The organism is Nitritalea sp. (assembly GCF_054166705.1).
Genome location: NZ_JBSZCV010000008.1, coordinates 290,199 through 313,633, shown reverse-complemented (window position 1 = coordinate 313,633; position 23,435 = coordinate 290,199). Strand labels below are relative to the sequence as shown.

General features: G+C 45.9%; 19 protein-coding genes. 10 read left to right on the top strand and 9 right to left on the bottom strand.

Annotation, left to right across the window (positions count from 1 at the left end; all coding sequences use genetic code 11):
* The first annotated feature begins 131 nt into the window (after positions 1-131).
* The 6 genes from ACXIT9_RS05295 to ACXIT9_RS05270 all read left to right on the top strand — a co-directional run bounded on the left by ACXIT9_RS05295 (position 132) and on the right by ACXIT9_RS05270 (position 8,119).
* A complete protein-coding gene (locus tag ACXIT9_RS05295; RefSeq protein ID WP_458055184.1) occupies positions 132-329 on the top strand; it encodes a hypothetical protein in 198 nt (65 codons plus the stop codon).
* Complete coding sequence (locus ACXIT9_RS05290) at positions 329-3,073, top strand: ATP-binding protein (RefSeq protein ID WP_458055183.1); 2,745 nt, start codon at positions 329-331, stop codon at positions 3,071-3,073. Before ACXIT9_RS05295 ends, ACXIT9_RS05290 begins: the two co-directional genes overlap by 1 nt.
* Entirely contained in the window at positions 3,066-3,437 is a 372-nt protein-coding gene (locus ACXIT9_RS05285) for a response regulator transcription factor (protein WP_458055182.1), read from the top strand. The genes ACXIT9_RS05290 and ACXIT9_RS05285 overlap by 8 nt, the downstream gene beginning before the upstream one ends.
* The gene (acs, locus tag ACXIT9_RS05280; RefSeq protein ID WP_458055643.1) at positions 3,433-5,349 is read left to right on the top strand and encodes an acetate--CoA ligase; all 1,917 of its coding nucleotides are present in this window, start codon (positions 3,433-3,435) and stop codon (positions 5,347-5,349) included. Before ACXIT9_RS05285 ends, acs begins: the two co-directional genes overlap by 5 nt.
* 134 nt (positions 5,350-5,483) lie before the next feature.
* Positions 5,484-7,424, top strand: coding sequence for a DUF294 nucleotidyltransferase-like domain-containing protein (locus tag ACXIT9_RS05275; RefSeq protein WP_458055181.1), 1,941 nt, complete (start codon positions 5,484-5,486; stop codon positions 7,422-7,424).
* On the top strand, positions 7,424-8,119 hold the full coding sequence (locus ACXIT9_RS05270) for a 3'-5' exonuclease (protein WP_458055180.1): 696 nt from the start codon (positions 7,424-7,426) through the stop codon (positions 8,117-8,119). The genes ACXIT9_RS05275 and ACXIT9_RS05270 overlap by 1 nt, the downstream gene beginning before the upstream one ends.
* Here ACXIT9_RS05270 and ACXIT9_RS05265 read toward each other — a convergent pair.
* Positions 8,105-9,475 (bottom strand): DUF4403 family protein, encoded by a 1,371-nt coding sequence (locus ACXIT9_RS05265; RefSeq protein WP_458055179.1) that lies wholly within the window; start codon positions 9,473-9,475, stop codon positions 8,105-8,107. The two genes, ACXIT9_RS05270 and ACXIT9_RS05265, sit on opposite strands and share 15 nt — an antisense overlap.
* 200 nt (positions 9,476-9,675) lie before the next feature.
* On the opposite strand from ACXIT9_RS05265, the gene ytxJ reads away from it, so the two are divergent.
* On the top strand, positions 9,676-10,011 hold the full coding sequence (ytxJ, locus tag ACXIT9_RS05260; RefSeq protein WP_458055178.1) for a bacillithiol system redox-active protein YtxJ: 336 nt from the start codon (positions 9,676-9,678) through the stop codon (positions 10,009-10,011).
* A gap of 155 nt (positions 10,012-10,166) precedes the next feature.
* Entirely contained in the window at positions 10,167-13,007 is a 2,841-nt protein-coding gene (locus tag ACXIT9_RS05255; protein ID WP_458055177.1) for an outer membrane beta-barrel protein, read from the top strand.
* A gap of 74 nt (positions 13,008-13,081) precedes the next feature.
* Here the strand turns inward: ACXIT9_RS05255 and ACXIT9_RS05250 are convergent, their stop codons facing one another.
* Positions 13,082-13,648 (bottom strand): fasciclin domain-containing protein, encoded by a 567-nt coding sequence (locus ACXIT9_RS05250; RefSeq protein WP_458055176.1) that lies wholly within the window; start codon positions 13,646-13,648, stop codon positions 13,082-13,084.
* A gap of 260 nt (positions 13,649-13,908) precedes the next feature.
* Between ACXIT9_RS05250 and pheS the strand changes: the two genes are divergently transcribed.
* Positions 13,909-14,937 carry a phenylalanine--tRNA ligase subunit alpha gene (gene pheS / locus ACXIT9_RS05245; RefSeq protein WP_458055175.1) on the top strand — a complete coding sequence of 343 codons (1,029 nt, stop codon included), beginning with the start codon at positions 13,909-13,911 and terminating at the stop codon, positions 14,935-14,937.
* 86 nt (positions 14,938-15,023) lie between these two features.
* On the opposite strand, the gene ACXIT9_RS05240 is transcribed toward pheS, so the two are convergent.
* The 6 genes from ACXIT9_RS05240 to ACXIT9_RS05215 all read right to left on the bottom strand — a co-directional run bounded on the left by ACXIT9_RS05240 (position 15,024) and on the right by ACXIT9_RS05215 (position 22,194).
* The gene (locus ACXIT9_RS05240) at positions 15,024-16,418 is read right to left on the bottom strand and encodes a peptidylprolyl isomerase (protein ID WP_458055174.1); all 1,395 of its coding nucleotides are present in this window, start codon (positions 16,416-16,418) and stop codon (positions 15,024-15,026) included.
* A complete protein-coding gene (locus ACXIT9_RS05235) occupies positions 16,411-17,286 on the bottom strand; it encodes a peptidyl-prolyl cis-trans isomerase (protein ID WP_458055173.1) in 876 nt (291 codons plus the stop codon). The genes ACXIT9_RS05240 and ACXIT9_RS05235 overlap by 8 nt, the downstream gene beginning before the upstream one ends.
* The gene (locus tag ACXIT9_RS05230; RefSeq protein ID WP_458055172.1) at positions 17,276-19,261 is read right to left on the bottom strand and encodes a peptidylprolyl isomerase; all 1,986 of its coding nucleotides are present in this window, start codon (positions 19,259-19,261) and stop codon (positions 17,276-17,278) included. Before ACXIT9_RS05230 ends, ACXIT9_RS05235 begins: the two co-directional genes overlap by 11 nt.
* An 87-nt stretch (positions 19,262-19,348) precedes the next feature.
* The gene (locus ACXIT9_RS05225; protein ID WP_458055171.1) at positions 19,349-19,762 is read right to left on the bottom strand and encodes an ATP-binding protein; all 414 of its coding nucleotides are present in this window, start codon (positions 19,760-19,762) and stop codon (positions 19,349-19,351) included.
* The gene (locus ACXIT9_RS05220; protein ID WP_458055170.1) at positions 19,762-20,097 is read right to left on the bottom strand and encodes an STAS domain-containing protein; all 336 of its coding nucleotides are present in this window, start codon (positions 20,095-20,097) and stop codon (positions 19,762-19,764) included. Before ACXIT9_RS05220 ends, ACXIT9_RS05225 begins: the two co-directional genes overlap by 1 nt.
* 39 nt (positions 20,098-20,136) lie before the next feature.
* Positions 20,137-22,194, bottom strand: coding sequence for a GAF domain-containing SpoIIE family protein phosphatase (locus ACXIT9_RS05215; protein WP_458055169.1), 2,058 nt, complete (start codon positions 22,192-22,194; stop codon positions 20,137-20,139).
* An 87-nt stretch (positions 22,195-22,281) separates the two neighbouring features.
* On the opposite strand from ACXIT9_RS05215, the gene ACXIT9_RS05210 reads away from it, so the two are divergent.
* A complete protein-coding gene (locus tag ACXIT9_RS05210; RefSeq protein ID WP_458055168.1) occupies positions 22,282-23,016 on the top strand; it encodes a DUF4197 domain-containing protein in 735 nt (244 codons plus the stop codon).
* 64 nt (positions 23,017-23,080) lie between these two features.
* On the opposite strand, the gene ACXIT9_RS05205 is transcribed toward ACXIT9_RS05210, so the two are convergent.
* Positions 23,081-23,398, bottom strand: a complete 318-nt coding sequence (locus ACXIT9_RS05205; protein ID WP_458055167.1) for a DUF721 domain-containing protein — start codon at positions 23,396-23,398, stop codon at positions 23,081-23,083.
* Positions 23,399-23,435 lie beyond the last annotated feature (37 nt).

Below are 23,435 nucleotides of genomic sequence, written 5' to 3'. Positions count from 1 at the left end.
CTGTGCGAGTTCTTTCCTAGCATTCCTTTCGATAGGGTAAGGTATAGGGAAGAGCTCGCTTTTTCATTTTGTCTTCTGTTTTTAATTCCTCTTAAAATCCTGTATATTCAAATATAAAAAGTGATTGCTAGATGAAAGAATCGAAAAAAAAGCAGTATCTCCTACTCATCTTTATTTTAGGACTTATCCTATTTAACTATCCGGTGCTGGGTATGTATAATGTTCCTGATCGATGGCTTGGTATTCCTGTGCTCTTTATTATGGTTTTCTTCAGCTGGATGCTTTTAATTGTGCTTACATTTTTTGTCACCAAAAAGGGATCTGAATAGTGCTTTCTGATAGTTTGATCATATTGTTCACTTTTGGGTATTTAGCCCTCCTGTTTGCGATCGCTTGGTACACGGAGCGTTCTGCGGAGAAAGGTAGGCGCTTAGGCCAAAATCCTTACGTGTACGCCTTATCACTGGCGGTCTACTGCACCGCATGGACGTATTACGGCTCTGTAGGGCAAGCGGCCACACATGGTTTACAATTTCTAACGACTTACATCGGCCCCACACTCATAGCACCACTGTGGTGGGTGGTGATGCGTAAAATTATTCGCATCAGCAAGTTACAGGGGATTTCCTCTATAGCTGATTTTATTTCCAGCCGCTATGGTAAAAATGCCACTTTGGGCGCCATCGTAGCCATTTTTTGCCTGGTGGGCATCATTCCCTATATTTCTTTGCAAGTAAAGGCCATTGCCAACTCCTTTAATATCCTGCACATCTCGAATCAAACCGAGGCAGTGGCTAACACCGTATTTCGCGATACAGCTTTTTACCTGTCGCTGGGGCTCGCTTTTTTCACTATCTTATTTGGAACCCGCTCCATTGAAGCGAATGCACGGCACGACGGGATGGTGATGACAGTAGCTTTCGAATCACTGTTTAAATTATTTGCCTTTTTAGCAGCTGGTGTTTTTGTCACCTATTTTATTTTCGACGGTTTCGGAAGCATCTTCGATGCAGCTTCCCGAGCAGGATATGAAGAACTCTTTACTTTAAAGGGTGAGCATGTAAACTTCGAATGGTTTTGGCTTAGTATTCTTTCTATGTTAGCCATGCTCTTCTTACCTCGGCAGTTTCAACTAGGGGTCATCGAAAATACCGATGAGCGTCACTTGGATAAGGCGATGTGGCTATTTCCCCTATACCTGTTTCTTATAAATGTTTTTGTCTTGCCGATAGCTTTGGCGGGCTTAACGTATTTTCAGGGAGAAGCCATAAATGCAGATACCTTCGTACTCGCCTTACCGATAGCAACAGATCAAGCCTGGTTAGCGGTGATCGTATACCTCGGGGGCTTCTCTGCTGCTACCAGTATGATCATCATTTCTACTATCGCACTCAGTACGATGGTATCGAATAACCTGGTTATGCCTCTTCTTCTGGTGAGTAGCAGGATGCAAAACAAATATCAAAATCGCTTAAGCGCTTTACTGCTCTGGTCGCGAAGATTGAGCATTTTAGCTATTATCCTTCTGGCCTACATGTATTACCGTATCGTCGTGTGGGACTTTTCATTGGTTTCTATAGGACTGGTTTCTTTTGTCGCTATCGCGCAATTTGCTCCAGCCATTTTGGGGGGCATTTTTTGGAAAGGTGGTGCGCGCATTGGAGCCATAACAGGAATTAGCGTAGGGTTTGTCATGTGGTTTTATACCCTCGTACTGCCCACTATCGTGCACGGAGGGTTTTTATCCGAACAGATGCTCACGGAAGGGCCTTGGGGAATTTCCTTCCTAAAGCCTTATGCCCTGTTCGGTTTTCAAGACTTAGACTATGTTAGCCATGGCCTGTTCTTTAGCTTGGTGCCTAATATTCTCGCCTATATCCTACTCTCTATCTGGACGAAACAAAACTCCAAAGAACATAACCAAGCACTGGTTTTTGTGGATATCTTTAAGTATAGTGAGACACTGGACTCTTCCATCGTCTGGAAAGGTAAGGCCTACCTGCCCGACCTCAAGGCGCTTTTGGAAAATTTCCTCGGAGTATCGGAGACTAAAAAACTGCTTGACCGTTTTTTTCTTACCATGGGAAAACCCATTCATGGTGACTTGTATGCAGATCCTGCGCTCGTGAATTATTCGGAACGGGTTTTAGCGGGAATTATCGGAGCTGCTTCAGCTCGGATTATGGTGGCGTCTGTGGTGAAAGAAGAAGAAATAAGCCTGGAGGAAGTTCTCGGTATCCTAAAAGAAACCCAGGAATTAAAGTCTCTGAATGATGAACTGAAGGTAAAAAGTAAGCAGTTGAAGCAGGCCACTCGGGAACTCCAAAGTATGAACGAGGCCCTGCGAACAAATGACTTACTAAAAGATGAGTTTATTTCTACGGTTACGCACGAGATGAAAACACCGATTACTTCTATTCGTGCATTTTCCGAAATTCTACTTGACGATGACCTTCCAGAAGAAGAAAAGAAACGTTTCCTAGGCATCATCATCCAAGAAACCAGTCGCATGACGCGGCTTATCGATCAGGTACTCGACCTGGAACGCTTCGATAGTGGCCGACAAGAGCTTAATCTAGAAAAGGTGTCCTTGAGTATTCTCCTATTAGAAGCCTGTGACTCCATGGGACAGGTCTTTAAGGAGCGAAAGCTTATCTTTAAAATCAACCTGGACTTTGAAGAGCTTTTCTTACTGGTGGATGAAGACCGTATAAAACAAGTCATTCTTAACTTACTGTCTAATGCGGCTAAATTCGCTAAATCTAAGGTGGTCCTAGCCGCTGCACGCGATAGTCATTACCTTTCTGTACGTGTAATGGATGATGGAAAAGGCATACCAGAGGAGGAAATACCATACATCTTCGATAAATTTTTCCAAGCGAAAAATCAAACCAGCAAAAAACCGATTGGAAGCGGCCTAGGGCTGGCGATCTCGAAAAAAATCGTCGAGTATCACGGGGGTGAAATCGAGATACAGCGTATCGACGGGCTCACTTGCTTCCATTTTACCATTCCGATTCAGTCGGAAACATCAAAAACTAAACTAAGCGAAAAACAGACCAACTATGGATAAGATTTTAATCGTCGACGATGAGCCAAACATCCTACTGTCTCTTGAATTTCTTTTCAAAAAAGAGGGCTATCGCGTTTTTATCGCCCGAGATGGCGAAGAGGCACTGGCCATCATAGATGAAAATGTGCCCACACTCATCATTCTCGATATCATGATGCCGAAAGTAGATGGATATGAGGTATGTAATTTTCTTAAAGAGCATCATCCCGAAGTAAAGGTTATTTTTCTCACCGCTAAAGGCAAACAGAAAGATAAAGAAAAGGGGCTCGGAATGGGTGCAGATCTTTATCTGACGAAACCTTTTTCTACGAAAGAGCTAGTCGCTCAGGTCAAACAGTTACTACAAGTCGAAACAAACAATTAACCTTAAAAATACAAGCATTATGAGTGACAAAGTACACACCTTATCCGGGTACTTCCACGAGTATCAAAAGTCTGTAACTGAGCCTGAAAAGTTTTGGGCACGTATAGCAGATTCCTTTCACTGGGAGAAGCGCTGGGATAAAGTCCTTGAGTGGGATTTCGAGGGACCAGATGTGAAATGGTTTGTGAATGGCAAGCTAAACATCACTGAAAATATTTTAGAGCGGCATTTGTACACTTTGGGAGATAAGCCAGCTATCATTTGGGAACCTAATGATCCGAATGAAGAGGGAAGAACCCTTACCTACCGGGAGCTTTATCATGCAGTATGTACCTTTTCGAATGCCTTGAAAGCCAAGGGGATCGGAAAAGGGGACCGTGTCATTATCTATATGCCGATGGTGCCAGAAGCAGCCATCGCGATGTTAGCCTGTGCGCGAATAGGTGCTATTCACTCTGTCGTCTTCGCCGGCTTTAGCTCCAGCGCTCTCGCTGACAGGATAAACGATTGCGAAGCAAAGGCAGTCCTCACCGCTGATGGGAATTTCCGTGGTAATAAAAAAATCGCTGTTAAAGCAGTCGTCGACGAAGCCCTAGAAAAGGCCTCTGTCGAACATGTAATCGTGTATCAGCGTACAGGCCAAGATGTCACCATGGTGGAGGGTAGAGATCACTGGTGGCATGATGTCATTCAGGGGCAAGCGGACACGAATAAAGCAGAGATCATGGATAGCGAAGATATGCTGTTCATCTTATATACATCCGGCTCTACAGGAAAACCAAAAGGAGTCGTACATACCACTGGTGGCTATATGGTCTATACCAAGTACAGCTTCGAAAATGTGTTTCAGTATGCGCCTGGCGACGTGTACTGGTGTACGGCAGATATCGGATGGATTACTGGACACTCGTACATCGTCTATGGTCCCCTACTGGCAGGCGCCACCAGCATCATGTTCGAGGGAGTACCTACTTTCCCCGATGCAGGAAGGTTCTGGGCAGTAGTTGAAAAATATAAAGTAAATCAGTTTTATACAGCACCCACCGCCATTCGCGCACTTCAGGCTTACGGCACGGACCCTATCCAGCCCTACGACCTTAGCTCACTAAAGGTGCTCGGTTCAGTAGGAGAGCCGATTAATGAAGAAGCTTGGCACTGGTACCATACACATATCGGAAACTCACGGTGCCCGATCGTAGATACCTGGTGGCAGACCGAAACCGGAGGGATTTTAGTATCCCCTATCGCAGGAATTACCCCGAATAAACCGGCTTACGCGACACTACCACTCCCAGGGGTTCAACTTAGCATCGTAGACCCTGAAGGGAATGAGCTAACCGGAAACTCCGTAGAAGGCAATCTCTGTATCAAGTTCCCCTGGCCATCCATGATCCGTACCACGTATGGAGACCATGAGCGCTGTAAGCAAACGTACTTCTCTACCTATAAGGGAATGTACTTTACGGGGGATGGTGTAAAAAGAGACCATGATGGCTATTACCGCATCCTAGGTCGTGTCGATGATGTGATTAACGTTTCTGGACACCGCATGGGGACTGCTGAGGTGGAAAATGCGATCAATGAACACCCACTCGTCATCGAGTCAGCAGTCGTCGGCTATCCTCATGAAGTAAAAGGTCAGGGTATCTATGCCTATGTGATCTGTGACATGAAAAACCGTACAGAAGAAAATTTAGTAGCGGAAATCAAAGACACAGTATCTAAAATCATCGGCCCTATCGCTAAGCCAGATAAGGTGCAAATCGTATCTGGCTTACCGAAGACGCGTTCTGGAAAAATTATGCGACGTATTCTGCGTAAAGTCGCAGAAAATAGCTTGGATAGCATGGGAGATACCTCCACACTCTTAGATCCGGACGTAGTAACTGAAATTATTGACGGAAGAAAATAACAGGTTGAATGGTCATGCACGTACAGCGTGTATGCATATGTTAGAGAAGCCGAACCTCCCTGGAAAGGAAGTGTTTGGCTTTTCTTTCCATAGCCTTTTCTACATGACGTTTTACCCACGAACAATACCTCCTCATGGCGAATGTAATCGTCCAGCGCGTCGCTGAATTCCTAAAACTCTTCCCGCCCTTTTCTTTTATTGGAGCAGCAGCCCTGGAAACTCTGGCCAGTAAAGCCGAGATCAAGTTTTTCGAAGCGGGAGATTTCGTGTTTAAAGCTGGGGATAAACCAGCCAATCATTTTTATGTCCTACGAGAAGGTTCTGTAAACCTCATTAATCCGACCGAACAAGCCATTATCGAAACCTGTGACGAAGGTGACGTCTTCGGCGTCATGGCGCTCATCGGAAAAAGACCCTACACACTGCAAGCCGAGGTATTAGAGAGCTCTCTCGTCTATGCACTTCCAGTTTCCTACTTTGAAAAACTTTTAGAAGAAAATTCACGTGTAGCACTTTACTTTGCGGCAGGCTTCGCCTCCGGACAGGTAGTCGTCAGAAGAGATCTATCGCAGGCACAAGTAGCCCGCTCCACCTTTAAGGAAGCAAGTAACGATACTGGTCTCTTTATTTTTACAGGAAAGTCCAGCTTCTCTTACACCCGAGAAGTCCTCACCTGTACGGCTGACACCTCCATCCGCGAAGCTGCCGCCCGCATGACGGCTGCAGATGTAAGCTCGATCGTTATCGCGAATGAAAAAGGCTTGCCTGTAGGGATCCTTACCGATAAAGACCTGAGAAGAAGAGTAGTGGCCGCCTCACTTAGCCCGGACCTGCCCATCTCGAAGGCCATGACCCAGCCTGTCATGACGCTAAAAACAGGAAGTAGCTTCTCCGAGGTATACCTCACCATGCTCAAGCATCGTCTCCATCATCTAATTTTTACCGCTGACGGAACAGCTCAGAGTCCTATCGCAGGCTTGGTTTCCGATCATGACATTCTGCTGGCGCAGGGAAATAGCCCAGCCGTACTCATTCATGCCCTGATGAATACTTTCGATGTGGCCGAAATGGCCAAAATCCGGGAGCAAGCCGAAAAACTCTTACGCTATTATCTCGAAAATGAAGTAGCCATCGATTTTGTAACCAATATTATATCTGAAATAAATGATGTAATCCTCAAGCGTGGCATCCAGATCGCACAGAAAAAGCTACGCGAGGACTTTCCCGGTATGGAAGAGCTTCGCTTTGCGTTTTTATCCTTAGGGAGTGAGGGCAGAGAGGAACAGCTGCTGCGTACCGATCTGGATAATGCCCTAGTGTATGATCTGCCTGCCGGCAAAAAAGAGGAAGAAGTACAACCTTATTTCTTAGCGCTTGCCGAACAGCTTATCGAGATCCTCGAGCGCTGCGGCTTTCAGCGCTGTCCCGCAGATATGATGGCCTCGAATCCGCAGTGGTGCGTGTCCCTAGCGAAATGGAAAAGCTATTTCAGCCGCTGGATTACTTCGCCCAGCCAAAAAGCGGTGATGCATGCCACCATTTTTTTTGATTTTAGATGCGTCTATGGTTCTCGGGAGCTGAGCCGACAACTTTCCGAACACATATATAGTGAGATAAAAGCGAATGGGCTCTTTATGAACTTTCTCGCTAAGAATGCACTCCTTAATCCACCGCCCTTAGGGTTTTTCCGTAACTTCATCGTAGAGAAGTCGGGCGAACATCAGGATAAGTTCGATATCAAACTGCGGGCGATGATGCCACTGGCGGATGCTGCCCGAACGCTGGTACTGCAGCATCATGTGGTCGGGATAAATAATACCTTCAAGCGTTTTGAAAAACTGGCCCAGCTTGAGCCAAAGCATGCCGAAACCTACCGAGAAGCGGGTAAGGCGTACGAAATCCTGATCCGTATGCGCGCCCTAAATGGGCTTGCAAATGCCAGCTCGGGGCGCTACTTGGCACCTAGCAGCCTGGGAAAGTTGCAGCGGCAACTGCTGAAAAATACTTTCGTTCCCATCGAAGAAGTACAAAAGATTCTTAAGGTAAGGTTCCAAACGGATTATTTTAACGGCTGATGCAGGACAAATTTCGAGATTTTTTTGCCACACTTTTCGGTCGATCACTGCCCAAGGCAGATGTAGTCCTCGCCTATGAGCAGGCGCAGCGTCAGCAGCCGATCGCTCGCGAACAGCCTCTGGAACGTATTCCCTTCTTTGTTTTTGATACGGAAACGACAGGCCTTAACCCTACCGATGATTATATACTTTCTTTCGGTTCGGTACGGCTACAGCAGGCTGCGATCCGACTGGAAGACAGTCTGGAATTTTACCTAAAAAGCCCGAAAGGTGTACGCGAGTCTATCGAAGTGCATGGCTTGATTCAGGCAGTGAACCCCACTCCATTACATCATTTTGCACGGGCAGTGCTCCCGCAGCTGAGCCAAACAGTACTTGTCGGGCATCATGTGGCTTTCGATATCGCCATGCTCGAAAAAGCGCTGCGCCCCTTTGGGCTGAGGCGTCTAACAAACCCTCGATTAGATACGATGTACCTGGCCGCACGTTTGGAGGAAGGCCCTTTTTTCGATGTGCACACAGCTAAAAAAGGACACTACACATTAGATGCCGTTTGCGCACGCTATGGGGTTCCTACCGAAGACCGTCATACGGCCGGAGGAGATGCATTAGCCACCGCACGTCTTCTGCAGCAGCTTTTGCAGTTGGCGAAAAAGAAGGGTATCCGCACCTTAGGCACGCTAATACAGGGATAAGCGTATCGGGAAGCGCTTGATGGCAGTACTGATTTCCATTTGCGCCTCTATACCGTTTTCCTGAGGAAAAAACTGCATGTCCGCTAGGCGAATCCGCGTGAAAGAGGCTCCCTGGAGTAGCGTGCTATTTTCCTGCAAACGATTTTCGAGCATGCGCTCCACTTCGGCGATGGGCTCCTGTAGCGATAGCCTACTACGCGCTTGTAGGTTTCTGCGCAGCTTATTTTGGCGCAGCCGTACACCGGTGCGAATAGTGGCATCGTCTATTTCTACGCCGGACTGAATATTTTCGAAGCGAATTTCCAGTTCCTCGGGCGAAAAGCCGAGGTCGCCTAGGAAGAAAAAGGTGCCTGGAACACTGCTGCCATCGGATTTTTGGACCTCGGCGTCGACTTCTAATAAAGTGCGTGCATCGTAACTCACCGCTTTGATCTTACGCGGAATAACGGTATTCTTTCGGTTAACGCGGAAGCCTTTATTTAGGACTTCTGCTTGTAGGGGCCCTTCTAAAGCAGTGTAAGGGACCTGTATAGGTAAAAACAGGGTGCTTTCAGTGGGCAGGGGGCGCTCTAACATTTTCAGCGGGGGGAGCTTCTCAGACGGTCTTCTTGCACGAGCATTGGCAGGGGCGGTACGTACTTGTGCCTCCACGAGTAGATCCAGTTCTAACTGATTTTCCTCAGGATTTAAGCGAAGTCGGTGTGCCATGCTGGTAAGGGTAGGCTGGATGATTTGGCCTTCGAGCTCCGGAATGGGTAAGGGTATACCGGAAAGGAATCCCTGAAGCGCATTTTCTAGGATAGGAGCGAGGGAAAAGCCACCGAGTAGGTCCAGCAGGCGTGGACTTTGGAGCTGCCGCTCCAATTCTCCCTTTACAAAAGGCTCAATATTAATCTGAAAGCCCAGGACATTTACTCGAAGACGTCCATTTAGGCTTAGAAGGCTTACATCCGCTAGCTGCAGACCATAATCGCTGTCGATACTGGGGGTAAAACGCACTTCAGGGGCTAAATTTTCATTTATAGGCACGCTAGTCTGTACCATTTGGCCGAAAACCCTCCGCTCTACTTGCACTTTTCCTGTTAAATTTATGGGGAGTTTCACCTGTAAATGTGCCTCATCGCTGACCCTGACTTCAGCCGCATCTAAAATGGTGATCCGAAAGTCACCCACGATGCCTTCATCTAAAGGCAGTGCTGCATCCACTACAGGAGGCAAGGCGGTCCCCAAAAAGGCAGCCATTTCCTTCGCATCCAGGGTAGCTGGCACCGCTAGAAAGCTCGTACGTTCAGGAGCCGGCTGGGTAGGGCCGTTACGCAACTGTGGATCAGGCTGAAAGCTTCTACAGGAAGCCATGAAAAGAAGGAAAAGCAAAAGAGAGGATAAGCGCATGCGATATAGGGACTTAAATCATGCCAAATTTACATAATTCTGGAGAAAGGCAGGAATGTTTCTTCCTGATGTCTTTTCGAGCTTTCGATTTGGGGCTCGCCCCAAAACCCTGGTCGGGAACTTTCGGCATTTAAAATGCATTTTCAACTCAAAGTATAAGGTTTATGTGGAAGTCTCTTCAGAATACGGAGCATCTAAGGGAAGCTATATCAAGCAGTCGGCAGCGGCCAGTGGTCATTTTTAAACACAGTACACGCTGCTCTATCAGTTCGATGGCATGGGATCGGCTGAAGCGCAACTGGTCGGCAGAGGATGATCAGATCGCGGATGCTTACTTTCTCGACCTCATTCAGTTTCGGGAGATTTCGAACGCTGTCGCTCAGCAACTTGGCATCGAGCATGCCTCTCCCCAGGTGCTGGTACTGCGTGATGGAAAGGTGCTGTACCATGAAAGCCACATGGGGATAAATTATCCAGCTCTAAAGTCCAAACTGGTCTAAAAATTTCTTTGTAAGCCGCCCTTTGGGCAAAATTTTTACATCAACTTTCTACCGATTATGGATATAATTTAAGGGTTTAACACGAAGTTAGCTGCTCGATTAAACTTTTATAGGTCACTTTGGTCTAATCATCACATGTTATAATTACGATCAAGGTGAAAAAAATCTACTATGCTTGGGGCGTATTGCTCTTATTTTTCGTGCTTCAAGGAGTTCAGGCTCAGGGCCAAAGGCAAGGCCAAGGACGCGCACTTTTTATGACAGGAAAGGTTCTCGAAGAGGGGACAAAGGAGGGCTTGATAGGAGCGAATGTAATCATTCGATCCATGGAGGATTCCTTACTGGTAAGTACTGTGACGGGTGCGAACGGGGAGTTCAGTATTCAGCGGCCATGGGTGAGAGAAGTGAAATTAAGCATTTCTTTTATCGGCTATGAGCGCTTCGAGAAGGTCTTAGGCATTCGCGATGGCTTAGAATTAGGTGAAATCGTCTTGAAAGAAGACAGTAAAGTCCTCGGGGAGGTGGTCGTAGAAGGCCAAGTGTACGTGGGAGAGGTGCGGGGAGATACAACCTCCTTCAGTGCCAGTGCCTTTAAAACCCGCGAAAATGCTGAAGCGGAAGACCTTATCCGGAAGCTCCCAGGGGTAACGATTCAGAATGGGCAGATTCAAGCTCGTGGAGAAAATGTACAAAAGGTGCTCGTGGATGGCCGTGAATTTTTCGGATCGGATCCTTTTTTAGCTCTTCGAAATCTGCCGGCTGATGTGATCGATCGCGTAGAGATCCTGGATCAGCAAAACGATCAGAGTCGTTTGACGGGCTTTGACGATGGAAATTACTCCCGAACCATTAATATTGTCTTGCGTGAAGATCGCCGTCAGGGAGTTTTCGGGCGCGTCTATGGCGGCTATGGAACAGATGATCGCTACAGCACGGGAGGAAATATCAACTTCTTTAAAGGTACCCGACGTATCTCCGTGATCGGCTTGTTTAATAACATCAACCAGCAGAACTTCGCTTCAGAAGACCTCGGTGGTGTCGGCGGTGGAGGCGGTGGCCGTGGAGGAAATAATCCTTTCGGGGCATCGAATGATAATGGAATCATCACCACGAACTCGATAGGTGTTAACTACAGCGATCGATTAGGAGAGAAAGCGAATCTTACCGCCAGCTACTTCTTTAATAACAGTGCGAATAATCTATTGAGACTGACGAATAGAGAGCTTATCTTAGGAGGCAATGATCGTCAGTTTTATGAAGAAACACTTTTAAATAATTCCAGAAGCAATAACCATCGTGTGAATGCGCGTCTAGAGTATGACATAAATGAGCGCCACGCGATTATATCCACTCCGAATATCCGTTTTTCTCAGAATTTTAATTTAGGTGATCGAGAAGCATTAAATTCAGCGGGTGATTTAAGCCCACTTTCTGGCTTACGGAGTGTGACGGATAATAAAAACACCAGCTATAATGTTTCGAATAATTTAGTATACCGCTACAAGTTCGATAAGCGTGGAAGAACTTTATCGACGACCATCTTCACGGCATTTAATCAGCGTGATCAACTCGATGAGCTTATTGCGCGCAATACGGACTTCGTTCGAGACATACGCGACACCCTGAACCAAGAGACGATTGGTTTGACGGAAGGCTTTAACTATAGAGCCACCGTGCAGTTTACAGAAACTTTGGGAGAGAAGTCTTTATTGACACTTTCCTATCAGGTGGCGAATAATAAAACCTCCGCCGATCAACAGACCTTCGCGCTAGAGCCGGAAATCGGGATCATGGTTTTAGACACAGCTCTAAGTAACGTGTTCGATAACCGATTTGTCGTGCAGCGACCTAGCGCGGGCCTTCGCTTCAATGCAGGGAAATGGAATATAAATGCATCTTTAGATTACCAGTACGCCGTACAAGATAATGAAAGCCTATTTCCCACAGAACGCGTATTCAATCAGTCTTTTAGTAATTTCCTCCCACAAGTAAACGCTCAGTACCGTAACCGAGAAAAAGGCAATAGCTTGCGAATCCGCTACCGAACCTCTACGAATGAGCCTAGTGTCAACCAGCTCCAAAATGTTATCGATAACAGCAATCCACTTTTACTTCGTGTAGGTAACCCTGACTTGGGCCAAGCATTTACGCATAATGTGTTCGCCAATTACAGTAAAATCAATATCGAAAAGTCACGCACCTTCTTTGTATTCTTATTTGCCTCTGTGACAGAAGATTTTATCGGGAGCAGCACCACAGTCGTAAGGCGTGATACGCTTATAAATGGAGAAGTGCCTCTTCGCCCTGGCGGGCAATTAATCCAGCCTGTCAACTTAGATGGTCAAATCCGCTCACGTTTGTTTACGACCTTCGGCTCGCCGATTAAAAAGTTGAAATCTCAGTTTAACTCTAATACCAGTGTTTCCTTTAATCGTACCCCGGGTTTGATAAATGGAGAGCGTAACACGAACGATAACATCGATCTGACGCAGGGCATTACCTTAACTTCTAATATCAGTAAAGATGTAGATTTCACGATCGGAACTTCGGGTACCTATACGATTGTAAACAGTAGCTTGCAGCAAAACCTGAATAATAACTTCTATATCCAGAACTCCAATATCCGTTTGTATTATTCACCAAATAACGGAAAGCTATACGTGTCGAACGTGGTAAATAATTCCTTATTTCGTGGTTTATCTGAAGGACTTGATCAGTCTGTTTGGTTATGGAATATTGAGTTTGGCTATCGTTTCTTGAAAGAAAATCGGGGAGAATTGCGCTTGATTATCTTTGACCTTTTAGGTCAAAACCAAGCTATTGCTCGTGAGGTAAACGATATTTCCGTTACAGATACCTTTACTCGTGTCTTGACCCGCTATGGTCTACTTAACTTCACCTACAACATCGGTAATTTTAAAGCCCCTACGCGTCAGCCTGCACAAAGCCCATTTGGCGGAGGAAGACCTCCTTTTACCGGTGGACGTTCTTGGTAAATAAGAAAAAATAACTTGACATACAAAAGGCTGCCTCGAGAGGCAGCCTTTGCTTTTAATACACTATGTACAGCTTACATAGCTGGAGTTACCACGGTGTCGATCACGTGGATAACACCATTAGACTGGAAAACATCTTTGATCGTTACTTTAGATGCTCCGCCATTCTCATCTGTTAAGATAAGGTCTTTGCCTTTCATCTCCGCACTTAGTTTTCCACCCTGTACGGTAGTGAAGGTAGCTTTTCCATTTCCTTTTTTGATCGCGTCAGCGATTTCAGCAGATCCGAATTTCCCTGCTACGACGTGGTAGGTTAAAATGGCCGTTAGTAAATCCTTGCTTTCAGGCTTCACAAGTGTTTCTACTGTTCCCTCAGGAAGTTTTCCGAAGGCAGCGTTTGTTGGAGCGAAAACAGTGAAAGGACCGTCTGACTGTAGAACATCTACTAAGCCGGCAGCTTGAACAGCAGCTACTAATGTCGTATGATCCTTAGAGTTTACCGCATTCTCTACGATATTCTTAGAAGGATACATCGGTGCACCACCTACTTCTACTGTTTTCTCTTTCTGTGCCATGGCGGAATTAAATGTGGTTAAAAAGGCTATAGCCACAATTAAAAACGAAAATGAAAGCTTTTTCATGATAATAGTTGTTTTAGATTTGGGAAGATATACGCAGGTACTTTATCGCTTAGATGTAAAGCGTAGTAAAAAATCTACTATTTCCACTGAAAAGATAGAAAAATAGTGCTGTGTGGGATGCTGCCGCTCTTTTCCTTTTTGTGACGGCTTCGCCTAGGAATTAGCGATTAGGCTAAAGCTAGGAGGGCGCTATTTACGCTTTAAAATATTTTCATTCACGTCAGAAAGCTTTAGATTTGTGCTAGCATCGCATAATTTACATGAATACAGAGAAGATAGAAGAGGTTAAAGCTGCCATAGCTGCTGCTACTGCCAAGGATGCGCAGGAGCTAGAAGCCTATCGCATGCGTTTTATAAGTAAAAAAAGTGTCGTAGGGGAGCTGTTTGCGACCATGCGTACTGTTCCAAATGAGGAAAAAAAAGCCTATGGTCAACTTATAAACGAGGTAAAGGAGGCGGCTGAAGTCAAGTTTAAGGCGCTAATAGAAGAGTTAGAAGCTGGAAACTCAGGAGCGAAACAAGCGGCCTTCGATTTGACATTACCTCCTGTTCTTACTCCTTCGGGAGCAGTACATCCGCTTACTGCCACCCGTAGAAAAATTATTTCCATTTTCGAGCGCATCGGGTTCAATCTATCCGAGGGGCCAGAAATAGAAGACGACTGGCATAACTTTTCGGCCTTAAACTTCCCTGAAAACCACCCAGCACGAGAGATGCAGGATACTTTTTTTATAGAAAAGAATCCAGATATAGCGCTACGCACACATACTAGCTCGGTACAAGTTCGGGTCATGGAAAACGAGCGCCCCCCTATTCGAACTCTTTCTCCAGGGAGGGTGTATCGAAACGAAGCGATTTCCGCACGTGCACATTGTATTTTCCATCAGGTTGAAGGGCTTTACATCGATAAAAATGTAGGTTTCCGAGACCTGAAAAATACGCTCTACCACTTTGCGAAAGAGATGTTCGGCGCCTCTACCAAGGTGCGTTTCCGCCCTTCCTTCTTTCCTTTCACAGAGCCGAGTGCGGAAATCGATATCAGCTGTCAGCTATGTGGAGGGGAAGGCTGTAATGTATGCAAAGGAACCGGCTGGGTAGAAATCGGTGGTTCGGGCATGGTAGACCCGAACGTTTTGGCAGCTTCCGGTATCGATCCGCAGCAGTACACGGGCTTTGCCTTCGGGATGGGAATCGAACGTATCGCCATGCTCAGTTATCAGATTAAGGATCTGAGGCTTTTTACTGAAAATGACATTCGGTTTTTACATCAGTTTGGCAAGCTCGTTTAGCCTGTCGAGCCTATCCGATGTTTAATAACAAAAAAGCCTCTACAGGGACAAATCCTGTAGAGGCTTTTTTGGCGTATAGGTCTTTCTTACTTATCTCCTAGTGCATTGCACCGGTCGTAGGCAGGGTCTATATCGATAAAAACATCTTCCTTCGCCGTCAGAAACCATTTGCTGAGCATCTCATCTTGCTTTTTTCGGCGTGTCGCTTCTTTAAGCTTTTCATAGTCATCATTCAAGTTGGCGCGATGGGCCGGAAAACTTTCTTTAAAATAAAGCATCCTTACCTTGATACCTGCTCTAGGGTCTTCGAAGCGCATCGGTTTCGTCATCGTACCCACTTTCATGGAATCGATCGTGAAATATAAAACCGGATCATCCAGCGTACGTAGTGTCAGCCGGTTCGCCCCGGAGCCTGGATCTGAAAAGAATCCGCCGTTATCTGACGTTTCCCGATCATCGGAGTGCTCTTTTGCCGCTTTAGCAAAGGTGATTTTACCCGCCTCTATCTCAGTCCGTAAGCTATCTAAAAACCGTTCCGTGCGTGCGATATCAGCATCGGAAGGCTGTGGACGGATCAGAATGTGACGCGTGTTAAATGAATTTCCCCTTCTTTCTAGCAGTTGGATCATATGAAAACCAAACATGGTCTCCACGGGATCAGAAATCTCCCCCTGCTTAAGCCCAAGCGCTGTAGCCTCGTATTCTGGGGCGAGCTCACCCCTTCTGAAAAACCCTAAATCACCACCTTGAATGGCAGACATCGGATCCTCGGAATATTCCCTAGCCAGCTCAGCGAAGGTCTTTTCCCCGTTCAGAATCTGTTCTTTAAACAACATAAGCTGAGCGGCAATCTTATCTTTTATCTCGCGCGATACGATCGGCTCTTTAACGATTTGGCCCACGGTTACCTCTTTCGAGAATAGGGGTAAAGAATCCCGAGGAATGGAGTTATAAAATCGCCTCACCTCTGCAGGGGATACGCGTAAATCTTCTGTGATCCGTCGCTGCATACGACCAATAATCATTTGCTCCTTTATAGAGGCCTGAATTTCGTTCTTCAGCTGGTCAGCGGTTTTTCCGTAAACCTCCACCAGCATGTCTTCATCGCCACCGATTTGCTGAAGTGCCATCGAAAAACGCTGATCCGCCTCGAAAATCACCTCTGCATCATTTACTTCCACGGAATCAAGTTCTGCTTTAGCAACCATCAACTTATTGATCAGTAGAGATTCGAAGATGTCACAGCGAGAGGGGGTTTCGAATCCGTCTTGGTTACTCGCGATCGCTTCTAAAAAAGCTCGCTGCACCTCAGATTCCAAAATAATATAATTATTCACCTTAGCTACAATCCTGTCGATCACTTGCCCCGAAGGCCTGGTCGCTGGTTTTTCTTCCTTTTTTTCTTCCTCTTGCGCTTGTAACGCAAAATGCCCTAAACATAAAAAGAGAAGTAATCCCAGTGTTTTCACATGCTTACTCATAAATCTTAAATTCCTTTTTTTCAAGTGCTCTTTCATAAATCTCACGCTCCAGCTGCTCCACTAAGGCCGCCTGGCGTTTTGTCTGGAGAATCTTGCGAATCTCTGCTTCCACAAATTCCATCGGTGGATATTCATCGTACAATTTATATTCCAAAACATGGAAAATGTACGCGTAATCTTCGTCTTCAAACTCTAATGTCCCCGGTCTACGGAGTACATTGTTTACATTCGAGGCTGTTTCTAAAGGAGTGCCAGCAGCTAATTCCCCCCACTTTATCCAGCTATTCGTCTCCACAAAGTGCGTCACCGTGCTGTTCAGGGCTACATCGCGAAGCTCCGACAAACTTTTTTCGTCTTCTTTTCCGACTAAAGAAAGGATTTTTTTGATCGCCCGATCGTTACCCTTCGCTACCTTAAAATACTGCACGCGTAAGATAGCATCTTTCAAGATAAAGTTTTCCTTATTCGCCGCATAATAGGCTTCTACCTCTTCCAATTGGATGCTTTTATCCAAATTCTTTTCTACAAACTGACGCTCTAGCTCATATACCAGCAAGGCGTACCTGTAGTCCAGAAGCTTTCGGTTCACTTCTGCCTCATCTATCTTGACGCTTTGGCTCGCTTCAGCTATCATCAACTGCTTCTTTACCCAGCTTTTTACGTAGGCTTCCAGTAGCTGGCTGCTATCCATAGTGGATAGGGGCGTTTTATAGAGAAAACGCACATCGTCCATACGTAAAACTTGATTGCCCACCTCCGCTAATTTAGGATTTATCTCTTCGTTTTCGTCTGATTTTAACCGAAAAAGATCACAGCTGCTGAGAAGGAGCAGCAGCAGGAGTAGAATGGGCTGTCGTTTAATTTTCATCTGGGTACCGAAGGGCTTTTAAGCGATCGAGCTCGCTCGCATTAACTTCTACAGCATACTTCTTACGCACCTCCTCCAGCATTTCCTGTTCTAAATGCGCTTGGTAATCTCGGATGAGCGGTCCTCGAGTCTCCTCTAGCTTTTTAGGCGTAGAACTTACTTGCTGCCCCACCTTAAAGATGCCTGCTTCGTTCCGAAATACCTGTCGCGCCTCCCTGCCCAAAAGCCAGGGGTGATGCTCCTCCAGTAAAATGAGCTCCATTTTAAAAGCATTAGGCTCTTCAAGTAAATAGGTGTTCTCGAGCCTATCCAAGAGTGCTGCATTCACAGGCTTATCTTGTAGAAATTTCTTTATCCGTGCCTCATAGGCGGGAAGTACTTCATATACGCGCACCACTTCTTTTCTGCTGGGCCACATGTAGTCGTCCTGATGCTCCTCATAAAAACGCTTCAAGCCCGCATCATCATTTATTCCCTTCTGCCAAACACGCTCATTCATAAGCGAAAACATTAAAATCCCCGACCGATAAGCGGTTAACTGCTGCCGGTAGGAGGGGTGGGTCGCTTCTAGGTAGCTTCTTTCATAGGCGTCTAGCCTTTGTTTTAAAAAACCTTCCTCCCAGACCTCGAAAGTGTTTTTCGTTCCCGAAGGACGCGCACGAGGGTTATCACCTACATATTGGACGAAATCCTGCAAGCGATAACTATTTCCACCGATCGTAAACAAAACAGAATCCTGCAAGCTTAGCTCTTCACGGATGTGCGACAAAAAACGCTCACGCCCCATTTCATTGAATGATTGATTTAGATAGGCCGAAAAGCTGGCGTTCTCCACCCAGTTGAAACGTGACTTCTGAATCGCCATCGTCTGTTCGCGGACCAAATTAGAGCGTGTATCGCGCAAAATCTTGGACAAAATCTCCGCTTCCATTTCTTCCAAAGGAGCAAGGGGCTTTTTATCCTCTAAACGGATAATGTGAAACCCGAAGCTACTTCGAACAGGTAAGCTAATGGCTCCGATCTCCTGTAAGTTGAAGGCCGCCCGCTCAAATTCAGGTACCAGTGACCCTAAACTAATAAAGGGTAAACGCCCTCCGTTTTGCTTACTCCCTGGATCATCTGAATAGGTCTCCACCAAGTTTTCCCAGCGGGAAGGATCTTCTTCTAAAGCCAGATATATTTCTTCAGCACGTCGAAGTGCTCGTTCCTCCTGCACAGGGTCATTTGCGCGGCTGCGCAAAAGGATGTGACTTACCTGAATCTGCCCGGGGTTAGGCTTTCGGTCTTCTACCCGTATCAAGTGATAGCCAAAATTAGTAAGAACAGGGTCTGAAATTTGGCCAATTTGCAGATTATAGGCAGCATCTTCGAAAGGATATACCATCTGCAAAGCCGTAAAGTAACCCAGGCGGCCTTTGTTTTCGCTCGCTGAAGGATCTTCTGAGTAAGTAGCGGCTAATGCATTAAAATCTTCTCCATTTTCCGCTCGTTCTTTCAGCTGTAACGTCATGCGTAGGACGGCCAGACTATCCTCCTGGGAAGCAGCAGGCGGAAACTGAATTAAAATGTGACTGGCAGCCACCACTTCCTGCATGCGGTCATACGATTTCTTCACCTCACCTTCCCGTAGGCTACTTTCGATTAAAAAGGGGCGCACCAGCTCTTCTTTCAGACTTTCATATTCTGCCTGAAATGCCTCTGTTTGATCGAGCCCTAAAGCGAGTGCTTCAGATACCTTCAACTGAAAATCGATAAACGTCTGTAGCTCTTCACCGAAGGTGTCAGGATCTTGAGAGGTCGCCGAGCCTGATTCTAGCACCCATAAAAATTCGTCCGAAAAAACCTCTCTGCCGTCCACCGTTAAGAGCGGTACCGCAGGAATTTCTTCGTTCTCCGCGCTGCTATTCGTCGGCCTGCTCACACATGCCGATCCTATCAGTAAAACAATTAAAACGAGGAATCTACCCTTCATCATGATCTTACTCAATTCAAACACAATGTTACGAATTATTGAGTACAAAAAGGGTTAAAAATGCTTAAAGTAAAGTGTTTAATGAGAAAATTAATCGAGAACCTTGATTAGTCTACACGTATTGTACTCGGGAGAAATGTCGTATTCGATGTGATCGATGATACGTTTTATTAATGCTATTCCCATTCCTCCTTTACGCTTGCTCGCCTTCACTTCGCGTAAGTTAGGTTCTTGGTACTCCAGCATGTTAAAGCTGCCCCCTCTATTTTTAATCTCAAAGATGATTTTTTTATCCGTATTTCGGATGCTCACGACGATGCTCTCTCCATCTCGCTGTTTAAATTCATGGATGATAAGATTTGCGCAGACCTCTTCTATGGCGAGTACCACCATCATCTGTTTTTCTTCTTTCATCGGGGTACGCGCTAACTGGCTCCGAATAAAACCGCGAAGCTCACCTAACTGATCTAGGCCTTTATGCAATGTGAAAACATGCGCCCCCATTACGATGTCTGTAGTGCCTCCTCTGCACTGCCGGTGATGGTAAGAAGCTGATCGAGCCCCAGGATTTGGAATACCTGAAACACTGCTGGGCTGAGCCCATAGAGTGCGAAGTAGATGTTTTTTTCCTCAAACACCTCTAGATAGGACATAAAAACCCCTAGCCCAGCGGAGCTGATATACGTAAGGCCAGTAGCATCGATGAGTATTTTCTGGTGTTTTCCATTTATGGCTTGCTTTATCGCCTCATCTAAAAGTACGGAGTTACTCGCATCTATCTCTCCAGATAGCTGTAAGGTAACATATTCGGCGTGAAAAACTTCTTTAATTGCTAACATAACTACTTCAGTATACGCGTAATAAAACGCAGGGTTTTTCTAATTAAATTTTAATACGAGCATGGTGTAGTCATCGTCCATGTAATGCTGTTTACCGATGAAGCGATACACATCCTGCTTGATGGACTCTTGAATTTCCTGCGCACTTTTCTCCGCATGCAGGTTAAGGGCCTCCTTTAGTCGCTTATAGCCGAATTCCTCCTGCTGCTCATTTTTCGCTTCTATAATGCCATCGGTAAAAAGTACTAAAATGTCCCCGGAGTTCCAGTTAAGCTCATTTAGGTGCACATAACGCTCGTAGCCTTGGTTCCTGAGGATGCCTAAGCCCATGCCCTCACTAGCGAGATAGTCGGCACCTGCTGTGGCATGTCGGTAGTAGAGAATAGGGCAGTGACCTGCGCGCGAATAGCGGATACTTTTCTGCTGCGTATCGACCAGCATGTAGATCGCTGTAATGAAGTGATTCCGCTCTAAGCATTTGCTAAGCGCACGGTTCGCTTTCTTAATAAAGGCCTCTGGTTCTGGGTGATCGAGCACCAGACTATGAAAGACCCCTTTCATCTGTGACATATTAAAGGCTGCAGAAGTGCCTTTCCCCGAGACGTCCCCCATCATGATGGCATATTGAGCTTCGCTCAAAGGGAAGGTCTCGTAATAATCACCTCCCACTTCATTTGCTGCTTCCGAAAAGCCAGAAATCTGAAAGGTCGCGTCCGAGTGAAGGGTGCGTGGTAACAAACTACGCTGTACGCGCTGCGCAATTTTAAGCTCCTCCCGGTAGCGCTCATTTTTTATCGCTTCGTTTAGCAGTCGGTAGTTTTCGACAGAGATACAAGCTTGTCCGACGAAAGTCCTCAGGATGTCCAGCATCTCCTTATTAAAACCGTCTTTGACCTCTTTCACTAAAAACATGCGCCCGATAAGTTCACCATTAACGAATAGTGGCATCATGACAGCTGACTGAAATTTAGAATGCGCGATCCGCCCATTAAACAGAGCGTTTTTTTCGTCTGCTTTCCAGTCAAAAGTGTTAAAGGGCTTGGTGGATTCGATTAGCGTTTCAAGCTCGATTTGCTCCTGTTTAGAAATAAAACGACGCTGACTGGTAGTGCTGACTTTTTGCTCCGTCAGGAGCTCCAGCCAGGCTCCGTCTACGTATGCCGCTGACATACAGGAGTCCAAAAGAATGTCTAGCACCTGCTCCTCATTTTCTCCCGGCTTAATCGACTGGCTAAGACGCTGAAAACTCATGGCCTCTGTTAGTTTCTGCTCGAAGACAGAACTGGTCGGGAGGTTAAAAAGGGTGACCAAAAAGCTGATCAACGCGTAGATAAATACAAAAAAGAATAGGGCGATTAAAAAAAGATTATCCGTCAGATTTACCTCTATAAAGTAACTGTCTGAATAGTTAAGTAGCTGAATGAATAGGTAGGCGGTAGCGAGCTGGATGGTAAAAAAGAAAAGCAGGGCTTTTAGTTTTTCCTTAAAGGTGAGGTAGGGAATCCATTTTAGGTTAAGGGCCAAGCTGGTGCCCAGAACGACAAGGAATACAAGGCCGAGTAAAAAGGTGTAATCGAAGCTATTTTTATTCAGTAGCGACAAAAACATGCTACTCAGCATGGCGACCTCAAAAACCTGCCACTGTTTGACAGTCTTTTTAGATCTTTGATACAGAATGAGATGTTTAAAGAGAAGTGCGCAGGATACCAGAAAAAGCGCCATGAGCGCAAAGTTCACGTGATAAAAAAAGTTTGCGAGTAGGGGATCATTCCCTAAACGGCTGTCACCTAATAAATAATAAAATAAGCTAATGGCTAATGAGGTCCCTAATGCCACGAGCCCTGTCCAGGTGCCCCGCCAAATCAGCTCAAGAAAGTCTTTTTGTTCGTGCTCTTCTATCTTTTTCTGGTAAAAAAGATAGACCATAATAAAAAACAGCACCTCTAATATATACGTAAATTCAGAGGCTGTGCGGCCCTCGAGCTGATTTAGGTTGTTAAATAAGCGGGTAATATCAACGAACAGCAAAATTAGCCATGCAATTATGGCGGTGAAAAAGCTAACTTTTGTGATATTTACACGGCGGAGGTCGTTCATAGGGTCTTCTGTGAACAAAAATAAGCAATCACGTTTGATTTACGTCAGTACGATAATAAAATTAATAGATACCATTAAAATTTTAATATGATACAACGATCACTCACCCGTACAGCTCGGTCTTTACAATTGGTTATTTTTTGTCTTTTGCTCGCAGCATGTAGCTCTTCTGACCTGAAGCGTTTTATGAAAGAAATGTCAGGCACTGCTCCGCTGACGGAAGGCGAAGTGAATACGGGCCTAAAAGAGGCGCTTATTCAGGGGATTAGTAAGGGGGCCGATCGAGCGAGCGTGCAAGATGGCTTTTGGCAAAATGAATTGATTCGCATTTTACTCCCTGAAGATGCGCGTAGGGTGGAAAGCACACTACGCCAAATCGGACTCGGTGCTGAAGTAGATCGGGCACTGCTTTCCATTAATCGAGGGGCTGAGCGTGCCGCTCAGGAGGCTAAGCCTATCTTTATTTCGGCCATTCGCCAGCTTACGATTCAAGATGCATTCGCCCTTTTACGTGGCGACCAAGATGCCGCTACACAGTTTTTACGTCGTACGACAGAGGCGGAGTTAATCGCACGTTTTCAGCCGCATATGGAGGAAGCGTTAAATGAGGTGGGGGCCACACGTTTTTATGGAGAGATAGCGACTGCTTACAATGCGATTCCACTGACCACGCGCAAGATTGATCCCGATATTAACGCCTATGTCACGCAGCGGGCTGTGGATGGTTTGTTTCAGTTAGTGGCCCAAGAGGAAGCGGCGATTCGAGCCGACCCGGCGGCGCGAACCACGGCGATTTTACGTCGTGTTTTTGCTAACCCTTAATCAGTAACTCTTAATAAAAAGGAGCCATCCGACGAGAGCCCTCTCGCCGGATGGCTCCTGATTTTTAATAAAAAAGAATCTCTTTAATAAGGGCCTCACCGAACTGCGCCTGAATTCTGGCTAGCACCTTCGACTTGGCCATGTTGAGCTCTTTTTTTAGTGGTCCTGATTCGATTTTAGCGAAAAGTGTAGCCTCCTTTACATAAAGGGCGGAGGTTCTGCTAGCCACCGTGGTACCTACGATCTCTTGCCAAGCCTGCGTCAGCTGCTTTTCTTCGAACTTGCGTTCCAAGCGATATGCTCTTAGTAGATCCTTAAAGGCTTCTTCTAGGGGAGCTACCTCGCGCTTGCGCTTATAATATTCAAATCCACTTTTTTTCATGTCTGTTAAAGGTAAGGGAAGCGGTTTGTAAATCCAA

Excerpts from the sequence above, each read along its gene's own strand:
- ACXIT9_RS05295 (WP_458055184.1), top strand. The coding sequence starts at position 132 with ATGAAAGAATCGAAAAAAAAGCAGTATCTCCTACTCATCTTTATTTTA.
- ACXIT9_RS05285 (WP_458055182.1), top strand. The coding sequence starts at position 3,066 with ATGGATAAGATTTTAATCGTCGACGATGAGCCAAACATCCTACTGTCT.
- ACXIT9_RS05275 (WP_458055181.1), top strand. The coding sequence starts at position 5,484 with ATGGCGAATGTAATCGTCCAGCGCGTCGCTGAATTCCTAAAACTCTTC.
- ACXIT9_RS05270 (WP_458055180.1), top strand. The coding sequence starts at position 7,424 with ATGCAGGACAAATTTCGAGATTTTTTTGCCACACTTTTCGGTCGATCA.
- ACXIT9_RS05265 (WP_458055179.1), bottom strand. The coding sequence starts at position 9,475 with ATGGCTTCCTGTAGAAGCTTTCAGCCTGATCCACAGTTGCGTAACGGC.
- ytxJ (WP_458055178.1), top strand. The coding sequence starts at position 9,676 with ATGTGGAAGTCTCTTCAGAATACGGAGCATCTAAGGGAAGCTATATCA.
- ACXIT9_RS05250 (WP_458055176.1), bottom strand. The coding sequence starts at position 13,648 with ATGAAAAAGCTTTCATTTTCGTTTTTAATTGTGGCTATAGCCTTTTTA.
- pheS (WP_458055175.1), top strand. The coding sequence starts at position 13,909 with ATGAATACAGAGAAGATAGAAGAGGTTAAAGCTGCCATAGCTGCTGCT.
- ACXIT9_RS05240 (WP_458055174.1), bottom strand. The coding sequence starts at position 16,418 with ATGAGTAAGCATGTGAAAACACTGGGATTACTTCTCTTTTTATGTTTA.
- ACXIT9_RS05235 (WP_458055173.1), bottom strand. The coding sequence starts at position 17,286 with ATGAAAATTAAACGACAGCCCATTCTACTCCTGCTGCTGCTCCTTCTC.
- ACXIT9_RS05230 (WP_458055172.1), bottom strand. The coding sequence starts at position 19,261 with ATGATGAAGGGTAGATTCCTCGTTTTAATTGTTTTACTGATAGGATCG.
- ACXIT9_RS05225 (WP_458055171.1), bottom strand. The coding sequence starts at position 19,762 with ATGGGGGCGCATGTTTTCACATTGCATAAAGGCCTAGATCAGTTAGGT.
- ACXIT9_RS05220 (WP_458055170.1), bottom strand. The coding sequence starts at position 20,097 with ATGTTAGCAATTAAAGAAGTTTTTCACGCCGAATATGTTACCTTACAG.
- ACXIT9_RS05215 (WP_458055169.1), bottom strand. The coding sequence starts at position 22,194 with ATGAACGACCTCCGCCGTGTAAATATCACAAAAGTTAGCTTTTTCACC.
- ACXIT9_RS05210 (WP_458055168.1), top strand. The coding sequence starts at position 22,282 with ATGATACAACGATCACTCACCCGTACAGCTCGGTCTTTACAATTGGTT.
- ACXIT9_RS05205 (WP_458055167.1), bottom strand. The coding sequence starts at position 23,398 with ATGAAAAAAAGTGGATTTGAATATTATAAGCGCAAGCGCGAGGTAGCT.